The 17335-nt window shown below is 54.4% G+C and carries 18 protein-coding genes; 11 read left to right on the forward strand and 7 right to left on the reverse strand.

Annotated features, from left to right (window positions below; translation table 11 throughout):
* On the forward strand, window positions 1-1325 hold a 1325-nt coding region (locus A7E48_RS01055), incomplete at its 5' end, for a M48 family metallopeptidase (protein WP_369796746.1).
* Window positions 1325-1495 carry a hypothetical protein gene (locus A7E48_RS11055; protein WP_158004378.1) on the forward strand — a complete coding sequence of 57 codons (171 nt, stop codon included), beginning with the start codon at window positions 1325-1327 and terminating at the stop codon, window positions 1493-1495. The genes A7E48_RS01055 and A7E48_RS11055, both read left to right, overlap by 1 nt.
* Before the next feature lie 159 nt (window positions 1496-1654).
* Here A7E48_RS11055 and adhP read toward each other — a convergent pair whose 3' ends face one another.
* The 4 genes from adhP to rbsK form a co-directional block, all read right to left on the reverse strand.
* Window positions 1655-2704 (reverse strand): alcohol dehydrogenase AdhP, encoded by a 1050-nt coding sequence (gene adhP / locus A7E48_RS01060; RefSeq protein ID WP_068168333.1) that lies wholly within the window; start codon window positions 2702-2704, stop codon window positions 1655-1657.
* Window positions 2705-3024: 320 nt separating this feature from the next.
* Window positions 3025-4581, reverse strand: a complete 1557-nt coding sequence (locus A7E48_RS01065) for a PTS ascorbate transporter subunit IIC (protein ID WP_068168335.1) — start codon at window positions 4579-4581, stop codon at window positions 3025-3027.
* Between the two features lie 17 nt (window positions 4582-4598).
* On the reverse strand, window positions 4599-5420 hold the full coding sequence (locus tag A7E48_RS01070) for a PTS sugar transporter subunit IIA (RefSeq protein WP_068168338.1): 822 nt from the start codon (window positions 5418-5420) through the stop codon (window positions 4599-4601).
* A 158-nt stretch (window positions 5421-5578) separates the two neighbouring features.
* Window positions 5579-6496 (reverse strand): ribokinase, encoded by a 918-nt coding sequence (gene rbsK, locus A7E48_RS01075; protein WP_068168343.1) that lies wholly within the window; start codon window positions 6494-6496, stop codon window positions 5579-5581.
* Between the two features lie 80 nt (window positions 6497-6576).
* On the opposite strand from rbsK, the gene A7E48_RS01080 reads away from it, so the two are divergent.
* Window positions 6577-7599 (forward strand): bile acid:sodium symporter family protein, encoded by a 1023-nt coding sequence (locus tag A7E48_RS01080; protein WP_369796747.1) that lies wholly within the window; start codon window positions 6577-6579, stop codon window positions 7597-7599.
* A gap of 6 nt (window positions 7600-7605) precedes the next feature.
* Here A7E48_RS01080 and A7E48_RS01085 read toward each other — a convergent pair whose 3' ends face one another.
* Entirely contained in the window at window positions 7606-9660 is a 2055-nt protein-coding gene (locus A7E48_RS01085) for a glycoside hydrolase family 15 protein (protein WP_068168350.1), read from the reverse strand.
* A 124-nt stretch (window positions 9661-9784) separates the two neighbouring features.
* Here A7E48_RS01085 and A7E48_RS01090 point away from each other — a divergent pair, with 124 nt between their 5' ends.
* The 7 genes from A7E48_RS01090 to A7E48_RS01120 all read left to right on the forward strand — a co-directional run bounded on the left by A7E48_RS01090 (window position 9785) and on the right by A7E48_RS01120 (window position 15125).
* The gene (locus A7E48_RS01090) at window positions 9785-10141 is read left to right on the forward strand and encodes a metal-sensitive transcriptional regulator (RefSeq protein WP_068168353.1); all 357 of its coding nucleotides are present in this window, start codon (window positions 9785-9787) and stop codon (window positions 10139-10141) included.
* Between the two features lie 45 nt (window positions 10142-10186).
* Window positions 10187-10402, forward strand: a complete 216-nt coding sequence (locus A7E48_RS01095) for a heavy-metal-associated domain-containing protein (protein WP_068168355.1) — start codon at window positions 10187-10189, stop codon at window positions 10400-10402.
* Window positions 10403-10603: 201 nt separating this feature from the next.
* On the forward strand, window positions 10604-12844 hold the full coding sequence (locus A7E48_RS01100; RefSeq protein WP_068168358.1) for a cation-translocating P-type ATPase: 2241 nt from the start codon (window positions 10604-10606) through the stop codon (window positions 12842-12844).
* A gap of 188 nt (window positions 12845-13032) precedes the next feature.
* Window positions 13033-13434: a hypothetical protein gene (locus A7E48_RS01105; protein WP_068168361.1), complete on the forward strand. Its 402-nt coding sequence runs from the start codon at window positions 13033-13035 to the stop codon at window positions 13432-13434.
* 97 nt (window positions 13435-13531) lie between these two features.
* Window positions 13532-14092 carry an RNA polymerase sigma factor gene (locus A7E48_RS01110; protein ID WP_068168364.1) on the forward strand — a complete coding sequence of 187 codons (561 nt, stop codon included), beginning with the start codon at window positions 13532-13534 and terminating at the stop codon, window positions 14090-14092.
* Window positions 14083-14679, forward strand: coding sequence for an Asp23/Gls24 family envelope stress response protein (locus A7E48_RS01115; RefSeq protein WP_068168367.1), 597 nt, complete (start codon window positions 14083-14085; stop codon window positions 14677-14679). The genes A7E48_RS01110 and A7E48_RS01115 overlap by 10 nt, the downstream gene beginning before the upstream one ends.
* Window positions 14679-15125, forward strand: a complete 447-nt coding sequence (locus A7E48_RS01120; RefSeq protein ID WP_068168370.1) for a hypothetical protein — start codon at window positions 14679-14681, stop codon at window positions 15123-15125. The genes A7E48_RS01115 and A7E48_RS01120 overlap by 1 nt, the downstream gene beginning before the upstream one ends.
* Window positions 15126-15146: 21 nt before the next feature.
* Here A7E48_RS01120 and A7E48_RS01125 read toward each other — a convergent pair whose 3' ends face one another.
* Both A7E48_RS01125 and A7E48_RS01130 read right to left on the reverse strand, forming a co-directional pair.
* On the reverse strand, window positions 15147-15515 hold the full coding sequence (locus A7E48_RS01125) for a hypothetical protein (RefSeq protein ID WP_068168373.1): 369 nt from the start codon (window positions 15513-15515) through the stop codon (window positions 15147-15149).
* Window positions 15516-15596: 81 nt separating this feature from the next.
* Window positions 15597-16268 carry a hypothetical protein gene (locus A7E48_RS01130; protein ID WP_068168376.1) on the reverse strand — a complete coding sequence of 224 codons (672 nt, stop codon included), beginning with the start codon at window positions 16266-16268 and terminating at the stop codon, window positions 15597-15599.
* A 252-nt stretch (window positions 16269-16520) separates the two neighbouring features.
* On the opposite strand from A7E48_RS01130, the gene A7E48_RS01135 reads away from it, so the two are divergent.
* A partial coding sequence (locus A7E48_RS01135; RefSeq protein WP_304441045.1) for a Rib/alpha-like domain-containing protein occupies window positions 16521-17335 on the forward strand: 815 nt, incomplete at its 3' end.

The following is a 17335-nucleotide window of genomic DNA, read 5'->3' on the forward strand; positions in this document are numbered from 1 at the left end:
CACCACAGCCCCCTCCGCCACCGGAAGGGCAGGGGCACCTGGGGGCGCAGACCTTTGGTTCTGTGGGTTTGCAGCGCCCTTTACCGGATGATCTTTCCCAAGGCTGGCTGCCGGAGGACATGCGCCAGCACCCGGTCTCGCCCTTTCCTGAACCCAGGCTTTTCCGCTTTCAGAGCCTCTTGCCGTTCAAGTTCATCAATGCGCTACGGCATCCGGGTGAAATTCCGTGGCTTCTCGCTGCCTATATGCTTACGCTTTTTGTGTATCTTGCAGGCGCTATTTATCTCATTACCTCCTTCATCGCAATGTTCACAGTGGACGATTATGTTTTCTCCTCCGGTGAGCTTGTTCAGCAGTTGTTAGTGATTGGTCTTTATCTGCCCCTAGCTATTTTTTGGGTTCGAGCCCTGATGTACGCGCAGATGCGCATTACCGGCGTCCGAATTTCACCTACCCAATTCCCTGAGGCGTACCAGATGCTGGTAGATGCCGCCCGTGCAGCAGGTTTACGCCGTGTGCCCGATGCCTACGTCGTGGTAGGTAACGGCCAGATTAACGCGTTCGCTTCTGGCCACGGTCACCGCCGGTTCATTGTGGTTTTCTCTGACCTGTTCGAAATCGGCGGCAAGGCGCGTAACCCTGAGGCCCTTAAGTTCATTATTGGTCACGAGGTAGGGCATATCGCCGCAGGTCATGTGGGTTATTTCCGGTTGATTTTTACATCTTTTTTCCAGCAGATTCCTTACCTGGGTGCTACGCTTTCACGCGCACAGGAGTACACCGCAGACAATTTTGGTTTCCGCTTGGCTCCTGGCGGAGCTATGCAGACCATGGGCGTGCTTTCTGCAGGCAAGTACCTGGTCAATGAAGTTAATACCGACGAGCTGGCTAACCGCGCCGTCTTTGAGGATGGTTTCTTTACGTGGCTTGCGAATTTGAATATGTCTCATCCAGCGACGACGTGGCGTGCCCATGCACTGCGCGATCGTTCGGAACCCGGCCGTCTGGTGTGGCGTCCTAAGTTCAATCCGCCGTACCCGCTGTCCATGATTCCTGCGGCTGAACCCGCTGCGGCATGGGCTGATCCGCTACAGGCAAGTGATTTCATGGCGACCTACCCTGAGCGCCCGGACAATAATAACCACTTCGGCATCGTGGTCACCGACCAGAAACCTCCCGCACGCGAGAGGGACCGCCGTGTGGGCGATACGCTCTTCAACGGCTGGATTCCTCCGCAGATGCGTGGATTCTGGAACACCGGCGGTTCGCCACTGCCTCCACCCCATGAAGATGGCGCGGGGCAAGACCCCCAGCACTCGATTTAGTGCCTTCCCGTTTGCTTCGTTCCATCAGCTACTTCCCGGACGCCAACACGGCTCCCCAGTGGATTACCCTGCTGGTATGGTGCGCGGTTGGTTTGGCTCTAGCCTTTGCCGGTTACGCAATCGCGAAGAAGAACAAGCACAAGGCTGAACCGATGGTGGTTGAGGTTTAGGGCTGAGTCAGCCCCCGACCCCTAACTGCTAGTCAAAGTGGCGTTCTGCGGTGCATTTTTGCACCGCAGAACGCCACTTTTACTGTATCTAGGGGGTAGAGGCTAGACGACAGACGGCGAGGCTGCAGACGCCGCCTGTCACCCCCGCGCGTCCGACGTCTAGTCCTGGTAGTTAATGGAAATACGTCCGTCGATGCCGCCCTGATGCATACGCTCGAAAACATTGTTGATATCTTCAAGCTTTGTCTCTTCGACGTTAGGCTTGACCTTGCCCTGAACGTAGAAGTCGATGGCTTCAACCATGTCCTGCCGTGTGCCCACTAGCGAACCGCGAATAGTCAGGGAGTTGAAAACGATGCCGAAAATATCTGCAGGAAAATCGTTCGGGGGCAGACCAACAAAGACAATCGTGCCGCCACGCCGAGACATTCCAATCGCCTGTTCAAACGCCGCCGGATGAACCGCCGTCACCACCAAACCGTGAACGCCGCCGTCGGTCTGCTCCTTGATAGCAGCGGCGGGATCGGTCTCAGTTTTTGCGTTAATCAGCACCTCCGCACCGTAGCGTTTGGCGAGTTCTAGCTTGTCATCCGCTACGTCAACGGCAACAACCCGCATTCCCATAGCTACCGCATATTGAACCGCGATGTGCCCCAGCCCGCCGATTCCAGAAATCGCCACCCACTGGCCGGGCTTCACTTCACTCTGTTTAAGAGCTTTGTAAACAGTCACGCCTGCGCACAGAATGGGAGCGGCTTCAACCGGATCAACGCCCTTGGGCAAACGGGGCGCGTACCGGGTATCCACCAGCATGTACTGTCCGAACGAGCCATTTTCGATGTACCCGCCGTAGACCGAATCCATGCACAAAGTTTCGCGACCGGTTCGGCAGAACTCACAGTTACCGCAGGCGCTCCACAACCAGGCGTTGCCAACGATGTCCCCCAGCTCGACCCCGGCTAAATCACCTGTTCCTAGCGCAACAACTTCACCGATTCCCTCATGCCCGGGGACGAAAGGCGGTTCAGGCTTGACGGGCCAGTCACCTTCAGCAGCGTGCAAGTCGGTGTGGCATACTCCCGAAGCAAGAAGTTTCACAAGCACCTGATGCTCGCCAGGTTTGGGCAAATCGAGTTCGCGCACGTTGAGTGGTTTGGTGAAGTCCTCCACGACTGCGGCGGTAAATTTCTCAGGAAGTACGGTACTCAACAGAGATCCCCTCTTTCGGTGTAAACCGGTGGGTTGCGGCGTCTCTTATGGCGCCGATTCAGTGACTTTCACCGGCTTTCTACCTTCAAGTTAGCACCGAAGAATCGCGGAAAAACGAATAATTCAATTATGAAGTTTTAGTCTGTTTTACCTATTTTAGGAAGCCTCTGACGGGCGCAGAACGCCGGGAGTGGCGGGCGGTCTTAGATACAGTCAAAGTGGCATTCTGCGGTGCAAAAATGCACCCCAGAACGCCACTTTGGCTAGCAGTTAAAATTCAGTGCTCCAGTTACTCCCGGAATCAGCTGCTGGGACCGCAATTACCCCATCGGCGCCGGAGGTTCTGGCGCACCAGCAGGAGGAGCTAACTTAGCAAAACGCTTATGCGAGGTATCTGGAGTAGCAGATTCTGCGGTAGCAATCATGCCGACGTTCGCAGGCGCAGGATCCCATCGAGTATCCACCAACTTCTTCTGCACAACAATCGCAGCACCAAGAATAACCACCCCAATTACGGCAAGCAACAAAATTGCCACCAACCCACCAGGTTTAGCACCGTAGCCGATAAGCATACCGAACCAACCGAAGTCAGCATCGCCGAATGTGGTATTAGCTGAGCCGAATGAACCAAGAACTTTCATCAAAAGAGCTGGGAAGAAAGTAATCAGCAAACCATTGACGAACGCGCCCAAAACCGCGCCGCGGCGTCCACCTGTGGCGTTGCCGTAGACACCAGCGGCACCGCCGGTAAAGAAGTGCGGCACGAGTCCGGGCAGAATCAAAGCCAGTCCAAAGAGAGGGCCAAAAATCGTACCCAGCAGTAATAGCCCAATCAGACCACCAACAAAGCTGGAAATAAAACCAATTAGCACTGCATTCTGGGCGTAAGGGAAAACGATAGGAGCGTCCAGCGCAGGAACTGCGCCGGGGACCACTTTCGCCGCAATGCCCTGGAACGCAGGTACCAGCTCTCCCAAAATGGTGCGCACGCCAAAAAGAATGACAGCCACAGCAATGCCGAACTGCAACCCTTGGGTTACTGACTTCATGAGATAGTTACCCACATCCACAGCTGCACCAGAACCATCGGCAGCAGCGAACGCAGTAAATGCAGTTTCAGAACCCGCCCGTACGAGATAAAGAATCGCCACGATGAGGTACATCAACACCATTGAAAGAGCAGTCGCGACCATAGAATCACGTAAGAAACGCAGCCCCTCAGGAACTTTAATTTCTTCGGTTGAACGGCTCTTTCCCTTGGGGTCAACCGCGCGTCCCACAGCACCTGCGGCAATATACCCGGCTGTGCCAAAGTGACCAATGGCAATGGAGTCATCGCCGGTGACTTTACGAGTCCACGGGTGAGCGAGCGCAGGAAGAGAAACCATCAAGATACCTAAGAGAACTGCACCAAGTACAACGGTAATACCACTGGCAATCCCTGCCGACATCAGCACGATAGTTATCATGGTCGCCATGAAAAGAATGTGATGACCGGTTAAGAATACATACCGCAACGGTGTGAAACGTGCCAATACGAGCGCAACCACAAATCCCAGAATCATGAGCCAAGAAACCTGCGCGCCAAACTGTTCTTGAGCGATTCCTGCAATTGCTTCATTAGTGGGCACGACGCCCTGGGCGCCCAACGCACCTTGAATCATGACGCCGAGGGGTGCCAGCGATGCCACCACCAAAGTTGCGCCCGCGCCAATCAGCATAAAACCGAGGGTAGCTTTGACGGCGCCACCAACCACCTGACCCGCATTTTTCCGAAGGGCTAGCAAGCCAACCGCCGTAATAATGCCAATCAAGAACGCAGGAACAGACAGAATCTCGTTAACAAGAAACTGCGCGATACCAACTAAAACATCCACTAGTTCACTCCAAGTATCTAAACGTCATATAGATCGCGCAGGGCTGCGTCAATCTCTTGTTGAGAGGTGAAGTCTTGAATAACTTTCACAGGTATATTCACTTCGCCGAGTGTTTTGGCAATCTCCCCTGAAGTCATGATGAAATCAGCTTCATTTGCTCGACCTCGTGCCGAAATAGTGTCGGTAGCTTCAACGGTGAGGTAAGACCCCCAGCCCCAGTAGTCGAGGACTTGTTCAAGGGTGTTCTTCAGGAACAAACTGGTTCCCAGTCCGTTGCCACAGACTGTCAGTACAAAGTTCTTATTTTTAGACGCATCGCGTGCCGTATCAGCAGGTTCTTCGGTCGCGGGAATAACGGATGCCGTACTTGCTGGATCGGAGGGGGTATGTGCGTCGTCCTCGAAGACAGCAAGAAGTTCGTGTTCGGTTTGAGCTTCGTCAAGACGACGGCGCTTGGCAGGATTACTCAGTACCTTAGCAAGTTGCGCGAGCGCTTGTTGATGGGTTGTGTCGTCTTCGGCAGCTAATGCTAGAACAAGGTTGACGGGGTCATTTTTCTTGTGCCCAAACTCTACTGATTGGGTGAGGCGAATGAGGGACATACCTGTTCGTTGAACTGAATCGTCAGCTCGGGAATGTGCGAAGGCAAACCCCTGCGTAATGACGATGTAAGGACCGTTCTTCTGAACATTTTCAATCATTTTTTGGGTGTATGATTCACCAGCGATACCGTGGGAAACCAAGAGGCTTCCGGCAGATTGAATCGCTTCTTGCCAGCTATTCGCCGGTACGTTCAGGCGAACGGTTTCAGGCGAGAGCAAAGTGCTGAGCGCGACCATTGCATGCTCCTTTGAATGCGGTGGTGAGAGCTTTCATAAAAGCTCTTGTTACTTCCTACGCTAGCACCCAGGGAGGAGAAGAAACGTACACTCATTCGGTTGAATGCTCATCTTTTTGAGCGAGCATTCAACGTTTTGAGTGTACGCAGCCAGTACCCCTAAACCCTCTCCCCCGTCCTCTCCTCAAACTCTGCAGCGGTGGCGTAGGAGGTCTGTGTGCCTAGCCGGGTCACCGAATCGCCGGCGTACACGTTCGCCACGCGAATTGCCTCAGCGATGTCGCCATTTTTCACCCAGCTGTGACTGAAGCAGCCGATGAATGCGTCGCCCGCGCCGGTAGTGTCTTTGGCGTCCACTTTGCTTGCTTCGATGAACTGCTCGCCCTCCTGGCTAATCCAGAGCACGCCGCGAGCGCCGAGCGTCACGATTACGTTCTTGATACCTACGTTCAGGAGGACGTGCGCGGCATTCGAGATATCGTCGAGGCTCTCCACGGGCATTCCCGAAAGTAAGGAAAGTTCAGTCTCATTAGGCACGATGAACTCCACGCCCTTCACTCGTTCCAGAGAAAGTTCAGGAGTTGCTGGCGCAGGGTTCAGCAGGACGGGGATGCCCAGTTCTTCACCTAGATCGACAGCCGCGTACACGGTTTCGAGCGAAATTTCGAGTTGCAGCACTATCAGCTGGCATTGGGCGATGTCCTCGCGGGCGTTCTCTAAATCATCGCGGGAGAGCAGAGCGTTGGCACCCTTGACGATGATGATTGAGTTGTTCGATTTTTCGTCCACGAAGATGGGCGCGACGCCGGAGGTTGCCTCGGTGCGCAGAATGTATTTGTCGTCGATACCGTTAGCGCGGAAGTTTTCGATGGTGTTTTCGGCAAAGATGTCATTACCTACGCGCGTTACCATCAGCACTTCGGAGCCAAGACGCGCGGCAGCAACCGCCTGGTTCGCGCCTTTGCCGCCGCATCCGAGACGAAAATCGGGTGCCTCGATGGTTTCGCCGAGCTCTGGCATGCGGTGGATGTAGGAAATCAGATCGACGTTGTTTGATCCGATGACGGCAATTTTCATGATGCTTCCTCTCAGACTTTCTCCCAATATCCTTCTTTGGGTGTTGAGGTGCAAGAAAGGGTCAACTTTTCGGCAAAAAGTTGACCCTTTCTTGCACCTCAACGCGCGAAGGAGCTAACACCCACACCGATACACTGGTGTACATGCCCTTCCGCCTTCCCCAATTGAAGCTAGACCCACTCATTGCCCTGATTTTGACAGCCGTCATCATTGCTATCTTTTTCCCTGCGCGCGGGGATTTTGCCGAGGGGTTTGCGGTCGCCACTAAAATCGCCATCGCTTTCCTGTTTTTTCTTTACGGGGCGAGGCTTTCCCCGCAGGAGGCTGTCGCCGGTTTCAAACATTGGAAGCTGCACGCCACAATCCTCAGTTTTACCTACCTGGTGTTCCCTCTCGCCGGGCTGGCTCTGTTCCCGCTGAAATACCTTCTGGGCAACGAGCTTTACCTGGGTCTGCTGTACCTCACGCTGGTGCCCTCCACCGTGCAGTCGTCGGTAGCGTTCACCTCTATTGCCCGCGGAAACGTACCCGGTGCGATTGTGTCAGCCTCAGCATCGAACCTGCTAGGAATTGTAATTACACCTTTGCTGGTCATGCTACTGATGGGTTCTGGCGGCATAAAAATTAGTGGGAACGTGTTTCTCGATATCGCCATTCAACTCTTGTTGCCCTTCGTCCTGGGGCAACTGACCCGCCGCTTCACCGCGTCATTTGCCAAGAATCACCTGGTCAAACAGATAGATCGACTCTCCATCGCGATGGTTGTGTATGCGGCGTTTTCAGAAGGAATGGTGGACGGCATTTGGACGCGCGTGAGCTGGTGGCAGATTATTTTCCTGGTTGCTTTGGCGGTCGCACTGGTTGAAGCCATGCTTTGGTTCACCGGGTTTGCAGGCAAAAAGCTGGGCTTCACTCGCGAAGACTGCATAGCTATCCAGTTCTGTGGCACAAAGAAGTCGCTGGCGACGGGTCTGCCGATGGCCGCCGTCATTTTTGGTGGCGCAGGGGTAGGTTTGTTGATTCTGCCGCTCATGGTTTTCCATCAGGTTCAGTTGATGATTTGCGCCGTTCGCGCCTCGAAATACGCGCGAGAATCAGCCTAAAAACTCCTAAATCTCCAGCGCCTGCACCGCCCGCACCAGGGCAATATGCGCCAGGGTGTGCGGGAAGTTACCCGTCTGGCGATTTTCCACGAACGAATACTCGGAGCTCATCAGACCTAAATCGTTAGCGGCACTCAGGACAGTATCGAGAAGGGCACGACCGTCAGCCTCTCTGCCTGAACGAATGTAGTGTTCCGCCAACCAGAGGGATGCGGCAAAATGCAGGTTATCTTGATCTTCGAAACCGTCAAACCCACGCACGTTGATATAACGATAAATCATGCCCGATTCATGCTGAAGCTCGCGTTCAATGCGTGCGACGGTGCCCATCATGCGGGGGTCGTCCCATGTCACCATACCTATTTGCGCCAGTTGCAACAGCGAAGCATCGACGTGCGTACCCCCGTAGGTTTGCACAAACGAGTTCAGTTCAGTGTTGAAACCGTGCGAAAGAATATCCTCTGCAAGCCGGTCGCGGCACTGAGCCCAGAGTTCGACGTCGCCGTCCAACCCGTGCTCTTGCACCGCCGAAATTCCCGCATTGAAAGCCGCCCAGAGCATCGCCTGTGAGTGGGTAAATACATGGGGGTCACCCTTGATTTCCCACATGGACTGGTCAGGTTGGCCAATTCGTTCAGACGCCGAATTTAGGAGGGCTTTTTGAAGCGACCAGGACAGTTGGTCCTCTCCCACACCGTTTTCGCGAAGATGCGCAAAAGTGACGAGCACCTGCCCTAGCGCATCACCCTGGAAGCGGTCATCTGAGCCATTACCTGCGCGAACCGGCTGCGAATTTTCATAGCCTGGCAAGGCAAGACGGCGTTCCAAGTCGTCTTTCTCACCCGCCACGCCGTAAACCGAATGTAGGTTATAGGGGCTATTTGCCACCGCCCGCATAATCCAGTTACGCAACTGAGCAGTTTCACGTTCGTGACCGTGGGCAAGCGTTACTTCCATTGCCATGGCAACATCGCGCAACCAGGAAAAGCGGAAGTCCCAGTTGCGGCGTCCACCGACAGTTTCGGGCAGCGACGTCGTTGCAGCCGCCACCAAACCGCCGGTTTCGCGGGAAATCAGGGCGCGTAGCACCAGCAGTGAGCGCAGGCGAGCTTCGCGGTATGACTCATCATTTTGCGTTTGAATCTGCTCGGGGGTGCTGGGCACAATCGGATGCATAGCGGTCTGCGCCAGCTCGTGATAGGTGGCAAGGTCAATTTCGGGAAGCTGCGTATTGGTGATGGCTTCGCCTTCGCGATTTGTCGAGGGGAGTCCGATGCTGGACGACGTCGTGCTTTCGGCACTTATCTCTTCATTCGGCACGGTGCGGATGGCTGAAATCTCGTTTTCGGTTGCCTCTGCAATGGCTGGCGGAACATAGAGGTCTGACCATTCGGTCCACTGCGCGGTGGTGTAGGTGATGGCTGTGGAGTAGTCGATGGGTGCCGGCGGGTTGTGGTTGGAAGCAAAATAATTCAGCGAAAAAACGTAGTTCTGACCTGCTGAAACAGTGAAGGTATCGGTGTGGTTGCCGTACTGACCTTCTGGGATAGTGTCTCCGCGGAAGACTAGTGCGTGAGGCCCTGCCATACCTACCAGCATGGATTGGGAGACATCAACAGCGCCGGTGGAGTCTGCGGGGCCGTCATACTGGGTCACCCACGGCGTCGTCTTTCCACTATCGAATCGCATGTTTAGCTCTTGGAGCATGGTGACTTCGCCGGTGAGTCCTTCCACACTGCGAACAATCGCGGTTCCGCCGGCAAGGGGCATGAAATCGGTGACTCGCACGCTCGCTTCGCCCACGTGCCACACGGTTTGCAAGATAAAAGTGTTTTCGCGGTAGGAGCGTTCAGTACGGACTTCTTCTACAGGGGAAGGATTGACTGATTCCAGGGGTGCCAGAAGCCAACGTCCGTTTTCGCGATCGCCCAACAGGGAGGCGAAGACTGCCCCCGAGTCAAAGCGGGGTGCGCAGAACCAGTCGATTGATCCTGCGCGAGACACGAGCGCGGCAGTGTTCATGTCTGAAAGCAGGGCATAATCCTCGATGAAAGAAGCCATGCTTTAACACTAACGTAACCCTAAAAGTAACTCGACTTAGTTTTAAAGATGAACGATGTGAAATCACCCCTTGAAATATACCCCCTAGGGGTATATGTTTAACACAGAACGACGAAAGGCAACAATGACCATCGAATCTCCCGACGCAATCGCCCCCGATTCCTGCGACTGCTGCGCCGAAGGCAATCACGGCTACTCCGCCAGCAAAGAGGCATATCTCAAACGCCTCCGCCGCATCGAAGGCCAAGTTCGTGGGATTCAGCGAATGGTTGATGAAGATAAATACTGCATCGACATCCTCACCCAGATTTCCGCTATCAATAAGGCAATGCACGCGGTATCCATCGGGCTCCTCGAAGAACACATCGCCCACTGCGTCGTCAACGCCGCCAACGAATCACGCGATACCGGCAACCCAGAAATTGTCCAAGACAAGGTCATCGAAGCCACCGCCGCCATCTCAAGACTTCTCCGCAGCTAACCTGCGCGGAGCACCCCAAAAATACAACAACCAAGGAGAAACACCATGTCAGCAACCGTTGTACACGCCACCGGACTCACCTGCGAACACTGCGCAGCATCCGTCACCGAAGAAGTTCAAGAAATCGAAAACGTCAACGAAGTCAACGTAGAAGTAGTCAAGGATGGGCAGTCCACCATCACCATCGACCACGACGGAGAGCTGGACGACGCCAAGGTTGAGGCTGCGATTGCCGAAGCCGGATACGAGCTCGTCAAGTAGGCGTTGCCCCCTAGCAGTAGCTCGCGCTGGGAATTGGGCGCCACGGGCGCTGTAACGAACTGCCGCTTAACGAGCAAGGCGCCCCAGCGCCGTAGCGAGTTTTCTAAGGCAGTTCGTCAGCGGCAGGGCACGGGCTAAGGCGTTCTGTGATACCCATGGCGCCCGATTCACACCGCCAAATCTTCACGAAAGGATCCACACATGCAAACCCAGGCCCCCGAATCTGAACGCATCCTCAATCTCGATATTAGCGGGATGACATGCGCATCCTGTGTTGGCCGCGTGGAACGTAAGTTGCGCAAGATCGAGGGTGTGGATCCTTCGGTGAACCTTCCCCTGGAGTCGGCGCGTGTGATTGTGCCGGCAAATGTCTCTGATGAGCAAATTATTGAGACCGTGAAAAATGCCGGTTATGAGGCGAAACTTCAGTCAGCCGAGGGCACCGCGGATAAGGAAGAAGCAGAGACTGGTCTTCGGTCTCTTTCTTCGTTCCGCAAGCGCATTTGGTTCACGCTTGTTTTTGCGGTTCCGGTTTTTCTGATTTCGATGTTTAGCACGTTCCAGTTTCCGCACTGGGGCTGGGTTGTAGCATTGTTGGCGTTGCCGGTGGCGACGTGGGCGTCTTGGCCATTCCACAAGTCGGCTCTAACCAACTTGAGGCACGGCAGTTTTACGATGGACACGCTCATTTCTTTAGGCGTGGCGTCGAGTTATCTTTTCTCGTTGTGGCAGCTTCTTACTGATCCGATGATGACCGCGCACGCCGGCATGGGCGGTCATGGCATGGATCATCTGCTTTATTTTGATTCGACCACCATGATTGCGTTGTTTCTGCTGATTGGTCGCTATATTGAGGCGCGTACTCAGCGGCAGTCGTCGGAGGCATTGCGTAAGCTTCTGAATCTTGGGGCGAAGAACGCCACTGTTATCCAGAATGGTCGCGAAATTAGTATCCCGGTGAAAGATTTGCGGCCCGACGACGAGTTCGTCGTTCGTCCTGGCGAAAAAATCGCTACCGACGGCGTCGTCATTTCTGGTCGTTCCGCCATCGATACTTCTCTGCTAACCGGGGAATCTGTGCCGGTAGAGGTGGCAGAGGGCGATACCGTTACCGGCGCCACGATTAATACATCGGGTGCGCTCACGGTGAAGGCAACTCGGGTGGGATCCGAAACCACGCTGGCACAGATGGGCCGCATGGTTGCTGAAGCGCAGTCGACCAAGGCGCCTATTGCCCGTCTGGCAGATAGAATCTCAGCGGTTTTCGTACCCGTGGTAATCGCTATTGCTCTTGCAACTTTCGTTGGCTGGTGGGTGTTCACTGGCGATACTAACGCGGCTTTCGTGGCTGCGGTATCCGTCATCGTTATTGCCTGCCCCTGCGCGCTTGGGCTCGCAACTCCTACCGCACTGTTGGCCGGTACCAGTCGTGGTTCGCAACTCGGTATTTTGATCCGTTCGGCGCAGGTTCTTGAAGACACGCGCGGGGTGAACACTATCGTTATGGATAAAACCGGTACTGTCACCGAGGGAAAACTTGAGGTGGTCGACGCCGTAGAATTCTCCGATAACCGCAATTTAATGGTTCGCGCGGCAGCGGCTGTCGAAGCTCGTTCGGAACACCCGATTGCGCAGGCTATCGCTACTTTTGGTCAAAAATCTGGCTCCCTCCCTGCTGTACAGAACTTTGAGTCCGCTCCCGGCGGCGGGGTACGTGGCAACGTTGAGCTAGACGGTGCAACCCACACCGTAGTGGTAGGTCAGCAGTCCTTCTTGGAAGCCGAAGGTATTTCACTCACTTCTGACCAGCAGGGGCAACTTCGCGCCCAGCAAGAGAGCGGTTTCACCACGGTTATTGTGGCATTAGACGGTAATGTAGCCGGATTGCTTTGCCTGCAAGATACGCCTAAGTCAGACGCCATTTCAGCGATTGAAAAGCTCAAGAGCCAGGGGTTACGCCCGGTTCTTTTGACGGGCGACGCCGAGCCGGTTGCGCGCGCCGTCGCCACCCAGGTGGGCATTGATCCGCACGATGTTTTCGCCGGCGTCTCCCCTGAGGACAAGGTGGAGAAAATTAAGCAGCTTCAGAGCGAGGGACGCGTTGTGGCAATGGTGGGTGATGGCGTGAACGACGCCGCCGCTCTTGCTCGCGCAGACCTCGGCATCGCGATGGGTTCAGGCACCGATGTTGCGATGGAAGCCGCCGACCTCACCATCATGCGCTCTGATTTGGAATCAATCCCCACTTCTATCCGTCTTTCAAAAGCAACCCTCAAGTTGATTAAGTCCAACCTGTTCTGGGCATTTGGTTATAACGTTGTCGCTATTCCTGTGGCGGCTGCAGGCTTACTCAACCCCATGATTGCCGCTGCGGCAATGGCGTTTAGCTCGGTCTTCGTAGTGCTGAACTCCATGCGCTTGAACCGTTTCGAGCGGAATTAGCCACCGCGCGTCGTCCACCAGGGTTTCTCTCGGAAAAGATTTTTAAAAAAGTTTTAAGAATTTCGTGAGGAACCCGGTGCCACCCCCGTCTTATTCGTGACGGTACCCTTTTGACGCTTCGACCAATTACCTCATTAGAGGTACCGTCACCCTAAACTTCGCAGTATGAACCCCTGAGGAGCAACGGTTTGATAGATTATCGCTTCCCTAAAAGCGAATCATCGAGGAGCCGTAGCGAACATGCTGGTGGCACCACAACCATCTCATCGCAGGCACTCACACAAATAGCGAGCCTAGCTATCGACAACACTCACAATATTTCTTCTCCTCATCCCTATCCCGGTCAAGAAATCAACTCTCCGCTCCCGTTTCAGATTGAGACAGAGGGGCAGACCCGCGAAATCATCATTGTTATAGATGAGGGTACGAGCGAGCGCACCGTTGCTTTGCCCGTGGAAATCCATGATGATGAGCAACTACCCCAAGAACTTGAAAACGAGGTCAAACAGAAAATTCGCCAGACCCTAGAAACCACAGCTGGCGTCAAGGTATCAGACATAAAAATTGTTCAAACCATCCCGAACCATTAAATAAGTTCCCCTCTCTATGTAAAAATTGTGTAGATACGTATCGCAGGGTTAACCTGCCGGTACTGTGCACTTATCACGACTCAGGGAAAGGGGATGGGTGGCACCTTTTACTCGCGAAGTTTCTCACCTCTCGGACGCCATTCTTTGCGAACGCGCTGCCACCGGCGATTCAGCTGCTTTTCAGAGCCTGATTCGCCGCTATGCTCCTCTCATGCGAGCGTATGCGATTAGGCTGACCGGTAGCGCCTCTGATGCTGACGACGTACTCCAAGAAACTTTCATTAAAGCGTGGGAGAAGATAGATACTCTTCAGAACCCCGAGAAGGTCAAAAGCTGGCTGATGACTCTCACCAGTCGTAAAGCTATTGATCTGATGAGAGCCCGCAAGTTAACCGTTGATTTAGATTCAGCGGCAAATACCGCACATCCTGGGACAAACCCTGAGGATAACGCCATTACAGACTCGCAGATTGTTCATTTAAGTGAGCTGCTCAAAACATTGCCGCTAGAGCAGCAGCAGGTATGGGTCATGCGTGAAATAGGTGGCTCTACTTATAAAGAAATTTCTGAAACGTTGAAGATTTCCGAAGGAACCGTACGAGGAAGATTAGCGCGCGCACGTGCAGCTTTAGTCAAAGGAATGGAGGGATGGAACTAATGAATAACGATGAACCCACCCTCGATACTTTGAGCATGTGGTTGCAGGACCAGCAAGACGGGGTGCAGACCCCTGAGCACCGCGAACTCACCCGGCATATCAACGAGTGCCCTTCATGTTCTCAGCGGATTGCTGCCCTCAAACGGGTGGATCAGGTCAGCGCTGATTTGGTATCAACAGAGGTTGCCGTTCAGAAAAAAGATACAACGTGGCTTGATGACCTCATGGCTAACCTCGTATTTGAGACTTTGGCGGGTCGTTCCATCCCCTTAAGTGCGGAGTACGACGTCGATAATTTCTCGATTACCGAAGGCGCTATCCTTGCGGCAATCCGCGGCGTTGCGGATTCTATGGAGAATCTCATTATTGGTCGCTGCCGTTTAGTGGGCGATGTTGAAGAGTCCACTTCACCGATTATTGTTCAAGTGAGTGCTACTGTGCGTTACGGTGCAGTGATTGCTGAGGTAACAGATCGACTGCGGGAACTCATCACAGCTGAGGTTCACCGTGTATGCGAGCTGAATATCGAAGCAATCGACATTGAAGTACAGGATATTTTTGGCAGCCCTCTAGAAGCAGGCGAATAATGACTTCCACTCATCTGGTAATTGGGCCTGGTTCAGGCGAGGACGCAGAGGACTCCGCAGAGCTTTCGCCGTTGCGGCAAGCCATTTTAGCGACTGAGGGTGTGGCACGCATCTACCCTCCTGCCAATGTACCGAGCAAGATTGTGCGCGCGGTGGGGGTCGCGGCATCGAGCGTGCGCGCGGCAATCGAAGACTTTTTGCCTTCTGCGGATGAGGACGCCGTGGCACACCGTAGTGTTGCTGTAGCTGAGAATGATGAAGGTTCCTCGGAGATTCGTGATGAAAAAATCCTAGACTCTGCGAGCTCCGAAGTAACCAGCATCTCGGTACGAATTGGCACCACTGCGCAGGCAAATGTGCCGCAGACAGTGCGTGCAGTGGCTCAGGCATTACGCAAAATCCACGGTGAACATGTAGCTGTCACCGTGGACGTAGTGCATATCTAAAGGCGGGTCTTAGTCCCTGCGTTACTGCTTGGGGCGGGATTCCTTCTCACCAGTGTTAGCGGCGTCTTCAGCTTTTTGCTGACGAGCTTGTGCCTCGCGGCGTGCTTTTGCCTCAGCGTAAAGCTTGGAGGACGAGCGGTTGATGCCGGTGCCCTGACCTAATTCGGGGCTGTTAGGCTTTTCCACCAGGATGAGCGTGGCGCACACTACCAAAGTCACCACAAAGACACCGCCGGCGAAAGTGAGCGCCAGAAGCACGTTGGGTTGGTTGTTGGTACCGCCGGTAGCGGTAATAAAGGTTCCCAAGAAAGTGATGATTGCCAGAACAGCTGCAATAATCAACGGGGCGGTTACCTGTTCTTTGAAACCACTCGGACGCTTTTCAGCCACTAAATCTCCTCCTGAAACATGTTCCGTACCAGTCTACGCGCCACGCCTGAATTCGGGCAGGGGTTGAGCCGGGGGCGGGTGCTAATTATCTGTGGTGTTGGGCGCTTTTGTGTGATTGCCCCGGAGCGTAATCGCGCCAATGAGCAGAAATACTCCGGCAATGATTGCTCCCCCACCGAGGGTGCCGAGGATTGCTTTATCGCCAATTTCGCCAATAACGACGAGCGCCACGGCAGAAATAGTCATAACCAGACCTTCAAGCTGCCAGTCTTTCCCCAGGTCCAAGATGTGTTTGGTGCGCATACCGAGCAAAATTTTCAGAATACTCGCAACCCCCAACGCCAAGGCAACAATCACAATGAACATGAATTCACTGTGGGCAATGAGCAAAAGAAGAACGGCAGCTCCCGCCAGCACCAAACCTGCCGAGGTCAGCGATTGCCCAGCAGCGGCGTCGAAAAATCGAATCTTCTGCGCGGTAAATACCTGCGCCAGCCCAAGTGCCAGCAAAAAACCACCGGTCAGGATTTTCAGAGTGCCCAACGTTGGCTCCTGCACGAACACGGTGACCAGACCAAAAATCAGGTAAATCGCAGCGGTAACGAATGCTGGCAGAGCGAGCGCACGATGAGCACCTTGTTGATCTCCCGGCTGGACGCGCGGCGTAACTCCCGCATGCGGGGAAGAGACGTGTGCACGAGAGCGGTCTGAAGGAGCAGGGGGTTCGGAAAAATTATCTTGCGGTGAAGTCACAGGTTCTAGCCTAGCGAAGAAAGCTGATGGTCTAAAAGGCAGAGGGCTTATTCATGAAATTTAGCTTTACCGCCTGGCACAGGCGGTCGAAATGTTTTATAGAAAGCCAAAATATGTCTTTTCAGGTTCTTTTAACGTAAAGTTCAGTCTTTTTTCAGAAATATATTGCTCCTTGTGGGATAAGCCACTTAGATAAGAGTAGTTGAGCTTTGAAACACTCGCCTCACTCATATCAGCCAGTAAGGAACCCGCATGAAAACATCAGCTCTTTTCTCCCCTGCCCGCACCTGCAAAGCAGGCGTAGCGCTCTTCGGAACCACCGCAGTCCTCGCCGCCGGCGTCATCGGTTTGGCACCTGCGCAGGCAGAAGAAACGCCCGCCGCGCCAGTTGCCACCGCTACCGCAGAACCTACCGTGGTTGAATCAGCACCCCCCGTTGCCGAGCAGACCGTCGTAGCCACCGAAGCTCCTGCTGCAGCAGAAACTCCTGTAGCTCTCGAGGCCCCCGCAGCTCCTACCGCCGCAGAGCCCACTGCAACTGCTACGCCCGCTGAGTCCACCCCTGCAGCAGAAGCACCTGTCAAAGACGCCGCTGCAGCTACCGCGGCAGACCAGTTCAATCCTTCCTGGGCTCCTATAACCATTGCAGCAGGTGGAACCGGGACTGCCGCTTACACCGGCGATAACATTACCGTTCCTGCAGTTGCTCTCGCCGCCAAGCCTGAAGGCTGGCAGGGTTCCTACGACGATGCCAACAAGTCTTTCTCCTTCACCGTTCCCGCAGATTTGGCACCCGGTGAGTACACCGTGCCAGTAGCAGTGGGCTATGGGGACGGCAGCGTGGATAAAACCTCCATCGTCGTGACCGTAACCGGTGCGGCAGCAGCTACATCCGACAGCGAGAAGTACTCTCCCTCATGGGATAAAGGCACCATCACCCCCGGAGGAACTACCACCCTCAAGTACACTGGTGACGAAATTCTGACCGAGGCAACAGCGAATGGTCAGACACCTGAGGGGTGGATTATCACCCGCGCCCAAGACAGCCGCGATTTCATTGTGACCGC

The sequence above is a fragment of the Rothia sp. ND6WE1A genome (genome assembly GCF_001683935.1).
GTDB classification, from domain to species: domain Bacteria; phylum Actinomycetota; class Actinomycetes; order Actinomycetales; family Micrococcaceae; genus Rothia; species Rothia amarae.

Excerpts from the sequence above, each read along its gene's own strand:
- A7E48_RS01070 (WP_068168338.1), bottom strand. The coding sequence starts at position 5,420 with ATGGTCGCGCTCAGCACTTTGCTCTCGCCTGAAACCGTTCGCCTGAAC.
- rbsK (WP_068168343.1), bottom strand. The coding sequence starts at position 6,496 with ATGAAAATTGCCGTCATCGGATCAAACAACGTCGATCTGATTTCCTAC.
- A7E48_RS01085 (WP_068168350.1), bottom strand. The coding sequence starts at position 9,660 with ATGGCTTCTTTCATCGAGGATTATGCCCTGCTTTCAGACATGAACACT.
- A7E48_RS01090 (WP_068168353.1), top strand. The coding sequence starts at position 9,785 with ATGACCATCGAATCTCCCGACGCAATCGCCCCCGATTCCTGCGACTGC.
- A7E48_RS01095 (WP_068168355.1), top strand. The coding sequence starts at position 10,187 with ATGTCAGCAACCGTTGTACACGCCACCGGACTCACCTGCGAACACTGC.
- A7E48_RS01100 (WP_068168358.1), top strand. The coding sequence starts at position 10,604 with ATGCAAACCCAGGCCCCCGAATCTGAACGCATCCTCAATCTCGATATT.
- A7E48_RS01115 (WP_068168367.1), top strand. The coding sequence starts at position 14,083 with ATGGAACTAATGAATAACGATGAACCCACCCTCGATACTTTGAGCATG.
- A7E48_RS01120 (WP_068168370.1), top strand. The coding sequence starts at position 14,679 with ATGACTTCCACTCATCTGGTAATTGGGCCTGGTTCAGGCGAGGACGCA.